The 8,237-nt window shown below is 49.3% G+C and carries 5 protein-coding genes; all 5 read right to left on the bottom strand.

The annotated features are described in order from the left end of the window. Positions 1-202: 202 nt before the first annotated feature. Positions 203-1,573 carry a Na+/H+ antiporter NhaC family protein gene (locus QZN42_RS09970; protein WP_296957267.1) on the bottom strand — a complete coding sequence of 457 codons (1,371 nt, stop codon included), beginning with the start codon at positions 1,571-1,573 and terminating at the stop codon, positions 203-205. Between the two features lie 44 nt (positions 1,574-1,617). Further along, positions 1,618-2,895: an aminotransferase class V-fold PLP-dependent enzyme gene (locus tag QZN42_RS09965; RefSeq protein ID WP_296957265.1), complete on the bottom strand. Its 1,278-nt coding sequence runs from the start codon at positions 2,893-2,895 to the stop codon at positions 1,618-1,620. Between the two features lie 1,664 nt (positions 2,896-4,559). After that, positions 4,560-6,215, bottom strand: a complete 1,656-nt coding sequence (locus tag QZN42_RS09960; RefSeq protein WP_296957264.1) for an AAA family ATPase — start codon at positions 6,213-6,215, stop codon at positions 4,560-4,562. Positions 6,216-7,095: 880 nt separating this feature from the next. Next, the gene (locus QZN42_RS09955; RefSeq protein WP_296957261.1) at positions 7,096-7,380 is read right to left on the bottom strand and encodes a hypothetical protein; all 285 of its coding nucleotides are present in this window, start codon (positions 7,378-7,380) and stop codon (positions 7,096-7,098) included. A gap of 3 nt (positions 7,381-7,383) precedes the next feature. Then, complete coding sequence (locus QZN42_RS09950; protein WP_296957259.1) at positions 7,384-7,629, bottom strand: hypothetical protein; 246 nt, start codon at positions 7,627-7,629, stop codon at positions 7,384-7,386. Between the last annotated feature and the right edge of the window lie 608 nt (positions 7,630-8,237).

The raw sequence follows: 8,237 nt of genomic DNA, 5'->3' as shown, positions 1-8,237 counted from the left end.
GTCGTATTTTTTTCGACTTTTTTGCACAAAAAAGCACGCACCTTTCGATGCGTACTTGAACTATTTTATGAATTTCTTAAGTTAATGACATTGCTATTAACAAGCTGTTCGAAGAGGAGTTAAAAGAATATATCCAAAAGATTTAAAAGCATAAAAAAACAGCAGGCAGATCATCTGACCTGCCTGCTGCATAGAGGAAAAATCACCGTTCCTGTCCTTCTTCAAGGACAGGTTTTTCAAACCGGCGCCCAATGCCTGTCATAATGCTGAGTAAAAAGATGATTAATAATCCCCAGCAGTGATAGTTGTACGGGAGTATATTGAGGAATGAGAAGGACGGGTCGACCCCGGGAATAGCCATAACAACGCCAATGGAGACGAGGTTCGGATTGCCATGGGGCATTAATCCCGTTATGCCGCAAGCTGTACCATCCAGAATGTTGGCGCCGCGGCAGCGGTCAATTCCCAGTTCCTTTGTAATTTGCCGGACAAAGGGGCCAAAGAAGATGATAGAGGGGCTGCTGCCACCGGTAATGATTGAACCAATAGCCGCATTGGCAAAAACGACCAGTTCGCCGGAACGATAGGATTTGCACCATTTCATCATGCTTGTGCCAAGCTGTTCAAACGCACCACTGGCCTTCATGATTTGCAGGATCATGAATAAAAGGATGACGTATACGAGCAGAACCATCATACCCATCATACCGCTTACGACAGGCCCTTTTCCGCTGAACATGACAGCCGGACTGATGCAGCCCAGGCACAGGTTGATGATGACCCCGGCGATATCACAGATCAGCAGTGTCGCCATAATATCCCAGCCCTTGCGCATCATGAAGACCATAATGAAAGGCAGAAGGAGCAGGACATAAGATTGCATGACAATAGTTTTTGAAGCAATATCCGGATGAGTACCTGCCGCCATTGATTGTCCAATGAAAATGAAAAGGACGAGTGAAACGGCAGCCGAAATCAGGGAATAAGGCAGCCGGGTCCGTACAACATCATTAATTTTTGCTTCCTGTGTCAGGGCAGACGCAATTGTAGTATCCGAAATGGGTGCTAAATTATCACCGAAAATGGCACCGCTGACGATTGCCCCGCAGATGAGACCCAGATCAATGCCCAAACCATGAGCAACCGGAACCAGGACAGGAGCAACTGCAGCAACTGAACCGGTACTGGTACCGCAGGCGGTAGAAATGATCATGCAGATAATAAAGGCCGCAGCTGGTACGAATCCGGCGCTGAATCCAATGCTCGTAATGCCATAAATACGAGCATCGATGAGCCCGCTCTGGCGCATGAGTTGTGCCAGAATTCCTGCAAACAGAAAGGCAACAGTAATTGTACCCAGAATACTATTTTGCAGACCTGTAATGGTGATCTTACCGAAATTCTTTTTATCCTTTGCCAGGAGGAACCCGATAAAAAGTGCAGTGAAACATACAATCAACAGACCTGCCATACCTTTGTGAAGTATAGTGCTGGCTATCATGCCGGCCAGCAGGAAAATAATGGTAATCCATGGGCCGGCCATTCCAAAGTGAAATTGAGCTTTTTCTTCCATTGTGAGCCCCCGTTTCTTAGAAAAATTTTAATATGAACGTGGTATCATAATGAAGCAACTTTTTTGGCAGCCAGCAGGAATTGTTCCATTTCTGCCGGTGTGTTGATATGGAGCGGTGACAAACGGACGACGCCTTCTGAATCGAATTGTTTCAGCATACGATCAGAATAGGGGCTCGATGCCAGTCGTTCGAAGGTGACGAAACCATATTTCTCAAGTTCTTCTCTCGCCTTATCAGCCGGCATATTGTCAAATTCAATGCCTGTAATAAAGTCTCTCTTCGTTAAATCAGGGTCATCCATCTTTACGGTTACGCCCTTCATATGACGCAGGCCTTCGACTTTATCCGTTCCTTCCAGAAGGATATAAAGCAGTGCCTGTTCGTGAGCTGCCAGACGGGCCATCCCAAGTTCGAAGAGCTTGCGGCGGTCAGTTTCATCCGGCGATACCCATTTCCCAATGGAAGCAACGTAATCGACAATGGCCGAAATGGCAACGAAGTGAGCGGAGGCGGGGCTGCCGCTTTCCCACTGATCACTTTTCAGGCAGATGGCCTTATCATGAGGCAGATCTTTGACCCGGTCGGACAGGTACATGAGGGAGAAACCGCGGATACCGAAGAATTTATAGGGTGCCATATTCATTGCATCGACACCACAGGATTCCGGATCAAGAGCCCCGTGAGGCGCATGCTGTACGGCATCGCTTATGATGTAAATATCCGGGTTGATTTTCCGTGCTTCCCTGGCAATGGTTCCGATGTCCATGATGTGACCAGAAATATTCGATGCGGACATGACGCTTAATACTGCCGTATCCTTATCAACCAGGGAAAGGACCGTTTCTGCATCGATACCACCGGTTACAGGGTTAGCCGGCGCTACACGCAGTTCACGATGGTATTTCTCAGCGTTGATTGCCATTGCGTCAAAGGCTGACGGATGTTCCAGAGCCGTAGTAACCACATTTGTGCCGACGGCATTGGCGCTAATGACATTGGCCACATACATCATCAGCTGTGTCGCCGTATAGCCTGTGGCAATGACACCATGCCTGGCGTTGAACAGAAGACGTGCATCAGCCCGGCCTTTATTTTCTACTTCAAATAATTCAAGGGCTGCCTGATTCGCGTGTTCGGCACAATCCGGAAGAGCATCGATTTTAGCGAAATCTTCTTCACATTTCTTCAAGCGCAATGCACCACCGGCATTGTCGAAAAAGACACGCTTGCGTCCCTTGTAATCAGTATCTACATAGTAAAACTGATCACGCAGGATTTTCAATTCTTCATCAGTGAATAAATTTTCCAGGTAATTTGTCATGACAACTCCTCCTATAGCTACTATCCTAAATTACTTAAAACTAACATTTGCCTGATTTTATCACATTCCTAAATATACTAAAAATATGAAATAACAGCATTAAATATCTTGAAATGAGATAATTTATACTACTGCCCTGATAGACAATCGGAACCTTTATGAAGAAATAAAATCTGAGCTGTATCACGAATTGCGCAGCGCCACCTTCCCGGCCGACCCGTTCGTCCCGCAGTACTCGTGCAGTCAGATGAATAAAGCCTCAAAAGATGCAAGGTTGTATCCCGGGCCTTGATGGAATCTCTCGGAACTCGGAACTTCCATGGGCCCCACTGGCAGCCGGCATCTTCCATGGGCCCAATAAAAAATCCGCGCTGTTTCACGAATTGTGCAGCGCCACCTCCACGTCAGCCACGAGCCCCTGATGCCCCGCAGGGTAAAGGGACTCTGGGAACTGGCAACTTCCATGGACCCAATAAAAACTCCGCGGCCTTCTGCAATTGCCGTGCACCACCCCGATTCCCGCATCCCGGAGAACGTACAGCCACAAAGACAGCTGGTCTTTCAAAGTTTCGAAGAATTCAGTCTCTGGTAACTGGCAACCGGGAACTTCCATGCGAGTCTCCGGGAAATTCCATGGGCCCCACTGGCAGCTGACATCTTCCATGGGCCCAATAAAAAATCCGCGCTGCTTCACGAATTGTGCAGCGCCACCTCCACGTCACCTGATGCCCCGCAGGGTAAAGGGACTCTGGGAACTGGCAACTTCCATGGACCCAATAAAAACTCCGCGGCCTTCTGCAATTGCCGTGCACCACCCCGAGTCCCGATGTCCCGAGTCCCTGACAATGTGAAGCTTTTGAAAATAGCTGGTCTATCAAAGTAACACCAAATACAGTTCAAAATATAAAACTGGCCGCCCTATGATTTTGGCGGCCACCTCCACGACAGTCACGATATTCACGATAATCACGATGCATTCATTGTTTTTTAGCTGCATCGACACGTATGAATAACAGCCAGGCCCTGAAGGGAAAAATCAAAAAGGGCAGGCTTCCAGTGTTGACGCGCGCACCACCCCGAGCCCCGTTTCCCGATTCCCGGACAACGCAAAGTCTCGAAGACAGCTGGTCTATCAAAGTTTCAAAGAATACAGTTTCAACAAAAAGTATAGAGATTATCGATTCTTCGAATCGATTTGCCCTCTCACCGCTGTCGCGGTGTTCCCGAGGGAGAGCCACTCGCTTATAGATTATCTCATTTATCCCAGGTATCTTTTGGCAATTAGCCTCATAGGTGCCAGGTATCGAACCCTTTCCGCAAACGGTCTGAGTCATTTTCGTCATGTACCTGCTTGACATCCCCTCACCGCATTCGCGGAGCTCCCCGCACTTCGGGGAGCTCGCATTTTATGGATAGAGACATTTGGCACATGTACGTTTCGTCAGTCAGCCTCATATGTGCCTTGAATGGGTAGTGCAGGGAATCATCAGTCTTCCCCCCACCGCTGCGCGGAGCCCCCCCTTTCAAGGGTGGCTTGACCTCTAGCCGCTTCGCGGCCGGGCGGTCAGGTTCTCCCTGGGGAGCTGGCGGAAGGCGTCAGAGGGAGGAATGAAAAATGGCGGCCAGGGGCCGCCTGATGGAAATTTGGGAATTTTCCTGTCTCTTTATGTGACTATGACTTTTTTACCACAGAAGGCGATGCCGTATTTCCATATTCTTGTGATGCCGGCAGTGGTCATGGCTGTGTCGTAGGCTTTTTCTTCGATCTGGTTTTTTGCTTTTTCTGCTGCTTTGGGCAGTTCTTTCTCTTCTTTGACTGCTTTGAATTCCATGATGATGCCGGGGAGGTTCTTTTTCTTCGGTATGAGGGCGAGGTCAAACCGGCCATATCCGCTTTCGCGGTTGGATTCTATGCGATAGTTGTTTTCGTAGTAAAGGGAGAATCCGAGCATGAGGCCATGATAGAAGCTTTCTGCTTTGGCTGTGTCATGTATGCCGGCTGTCCTGGTGAGGATGTCCTGAAGGTTGAATTGGAAGGATTCGGCATTCCCGCTATTCATGGCTGTTTCCATATCGTGGAGGGCGATATCGCTGTTTCCTGAGCCCAGGCGGCTTATGATTTCGTCTTCAAAAACGTCCCGGAGTTCGCGATTCGGTATGGCGAGGTCATAGAGTCCCCGGCGGTTTTCGACCAGTCCCGTGCATTTGAGGTATCCGGTGAAGAGAAGGACTGTATAGAGGGTGGTCCGGTCGGGATTCAGTGTATCATAGACTACGTTTTCATTGATGCCGGAGGTGATGGATTTCCCTGCCATGAGGTCCCGGATTTCCTGCCATCTTCTTTCGTCGGCGCTCTGAAGGAGGTAGGCAAGGATGGAATTGCCCGAGGTATTCACCCAGTAGGAAGTGGCAATGCATCCCTGGTCAAAGTAGTTGATGATGGACCAGGGGTTGTATATTTCCACATTCTGGAAGTGATACCCGTCATACCAGTCGGAGAGTTCCTGAAGTTTATCTGTCTTCCCCAGTATTTCCGCTATTTTCCGGATTTCTTTCTTTGTGAATCCGAATGTATCGGCATAGCCTCCGCTGATGACGGTGGAGATGGAAAGGTTATTCAGTCCGCTGAATATGCTTTCTTTGGCAATGCGGAGGACTCCGGTAAGGAGGGCAAATTCGAGGCTCGGGTTTGTCTTGAGGGCGGAGGAGAGGAAGTTCCTCATGAAGGATACGGCTTCATGGTAATAGCCATTTTCCCAGGCTGTCTGCACGGGAGCGTCGTATTCATCGATCAGGAGGAGCGCCCGTTTCCCATAATATCTGGAGAGGAGGTCCAGAAGGGTGCGCAGGGAGTCTTGCAGGTCTACGGGTGAGGCTTCCTGGTTTTCGAGGCGGAGGAAATAGGTCTTTTCGGAGTCAAGGACAGAGGGATTGTCCAGAAGGAAATGATACTTCTGGCAGGTGGCCGCCATGAGGCGTCCCATGCGGGCAGTCATATTTCCAAAGTCTGATTCTTTCACGTCTTTGAGGGAGAGGAAGAGTACGGGGCGGCTGCCCAGGTGTTTCATATAGACCGGACCGGCTTTTTCAATATTTGTGCCTTTGAAGAGGGTCTCTGCTTCTTCTTTGTGGGCAATATTAAAGAAATAGTCCACCATGCTCATGGTGAGGGTCTTGCCAAACCGCCTTGGCCGGGCGAAAAGGGTCACTGCGCCATGGCTGTCAATGAGCCGCCGGATCAGGTCTGTCTTATCTACAAAATAGTATCCGCCGGTAATCAATGCTTTGAAATCTTCTATGCCTACGGGCATCCTGACCATGAGCTTCACTCCTTTCCCATGAATTCTCACTCTATTTTACAGTAATCAGGGTAAGGGGGCAAGCTGAATGGAAAGGCCAAGACCGAAAAGGAGCATGGAAATCGGCAGCTTTTCCTATGCTGTACCCGGCTTGAAACAGTAGAATGGCAGCCAATAGCGGCCGGAAAGGAAACCGGCAGCCGGTAACTTCTATGGGAGTCACTGGAGAAAGAAATATAAAAGGCGCGGCTTTCTGCTGCCGCGCATCTTCACGATAGTCACGTCAGTCACGAGAGTCACGATCGCAAGAATTTAAAGAATGCTGTATAACCCTGATTTTGAATGCTCATCTGATGGAAACCCGGTAAACGGGAATTTCCATGGGAAATATAAAGATTATCGATTCTTCGAATCGATTTTGCCCTCTCACCCCTTCGGGGTGTTCCCGGGGGAGAGCACTTGCTTAACGCTTTCCTCATCTGTCCCGAGTGCGTTTTGGCAATCAGCCTCATGGGCGCCTTGTGAGATTGTACAACCTATCCCCCGGCTCCGCCGGTACCTTCCCATCCCAGGGAAGGTGGGGCCCGATTGTCTGCTTTCCTTTTTCTTCATATGTGCCTTGAAGGTGTAGTGCAGGATGATGATCTCCAAACGGCCGAAGGCCGTCGATTGGTCAGGCTCCCCCTGGGGGGAGCTGGCGCCGGAGGCGTCAGAGGCGGGAGGAATGTAAACCGGCGGGAGGGAGACCGGGAATTTTTATAAAATAAAATGCACTGCGTGACATACTTTGCAGTGCACAGAATGTTTAGAATTCAGGAAGTTCTGATAAAAGGACTTTCTGGTATCCATTGGATTTTTTATCTTCCGGATGCGGCTCCAGCCCGATGATGGTAATATCTTTTTAATCCGGTCCATAGACCCAGTAGATCCGGGCGGCCCGGCTGTTTTTATTTTCCAGATAGGATTGCCAGACTTTCATTCCATATCTTCGGGAAAGCGGAGGGATTTCATGTGTCTTCAGTCCGGGGTAAAAAGGGTCTGCAGCTAGATGTACCATGGCTCTTCCCCATTTTTTATAGAGCTGAAGGTCTTCTTTATTCAATGTACCCCGGGCTGCTCCCTGGCGTAGTTCCTGCCAGTAAGCCAGCATTTCCGGAATGCCCAGACGAATTTTGAAAGGTCCCATAAGTTAGTCCTTAAAATCCGACAGGTCAATGGGATCAGACACCCGGCCGGCTTTGAGATTGCTCACGGATTCATCCATGGTCCTCAGTGTGGCAGCGGATATGGATTCCGGCCGCACGAGCTGGCGGGGCTCCAGGATGTAGCAGCCGTTGGCGTATTCCCGGACTTCGTAGTAGTCGTACCTGGCTCCGCGAAGGGTAATCCGCTTCTTGGCATCGATGTGGGCTGTGTAATTGCTAATCGTTTCCATAATCTTCCTCCCTGATGCAAGGTGGGAAATCCCACTTTTTCTATAAAATATCAAAATCCAATCGGACTGTCAACAGAAATTTTGTAAAGTTTTCTTTGCTCTTCAGGGTGAATAGATAGAAATAATCGATTCTTCGAATCGATTGGCCCTCTCACCGCTTCGGGGAGCTCTCCCGGGGGGAGAGCCTCCTAACTGCCGATAGAGTCAATTCTTCCAGAAATGTTTCGTCAGTCAGCCTCATATGTGCCTTGCAGCGAACCCCAAAGTCGGGAACCATTTGGGACATGTTCGACTTGCAGCTGCTTGACATCCCCTCACCGCTTTGCGGAGCTCCCCGCACTTCGGGGAGCCCGCGTTTTAAGGATAGAGTCAAATAGCATGAATACGTTTCATCAGTCAGCCTCATATGTGCCTTGCAGCGAAACCGGAAAGCATGGACCGGCAGAGTCACTATCAGCTTGAGCGATTGTACATCCCCTCCGCCTCCGCTGCGCTCCGGCTGCCCATACTTTACTATAAAACCATTATCCCGAAAAACCCAAAAAAGGGCGCACTTACCCCAGGGTCCATTTTTTAGCTTTTTTCAGTTAGCGATTGCCATGGTAGAT

Origin of the sequence: uncultured Dialister sp., from assembly GCA_900314595.1 — a bacterium.
In the GTDB taxonomy this organism is placed as follows: domain Bacteria; phylum Bacillota; class Negativicutes; order Veillonellales; family Dialisteraceae; genus Dialister.
This window is presented reverse-complemented; position numbering and strand designations above follow the sequence as displayed.

Bases quoted from the DNA above. Each gene is read 5' to 3' on its own strand.
- QZN42_RS09970 (WP_296957267.1), bottom strand. From the start codon at position 1,573: ATGGAAGAAAAAGCTCAATTTCACTTTGGAATGGCCGGCCCATGGATT.
- QZN42_RS09965 (WP_296957265.1), bottom strand. From the start codon at position 2,895: ATGACAAATTACCTGGAAAATTTATTCACTGATGAAGAATTGAAAATC.
- QZN42_RS09960 (WP_296957264.1), bottom strand. From the start codon at position 6,215: ATGGTCAGGATGCCCGTAGGCATAGAAGATTTCAAAGCATTGATTACC.
- QZN42_RS09955 (WP_296957261.1), bottom strand. From the start codon at position 7,380: ATGGGACCTTTCAAAATTCGTCTGGGCATTCCGGAAATGCTGGCTTAC.
- QZN42_RS09950 (WP_296957259.1), bottom strand. From the start codon at position 7,629: ATGGAAACGATTAGCAATTACACAGCCCACATCGATGCCAAGAAGCGG.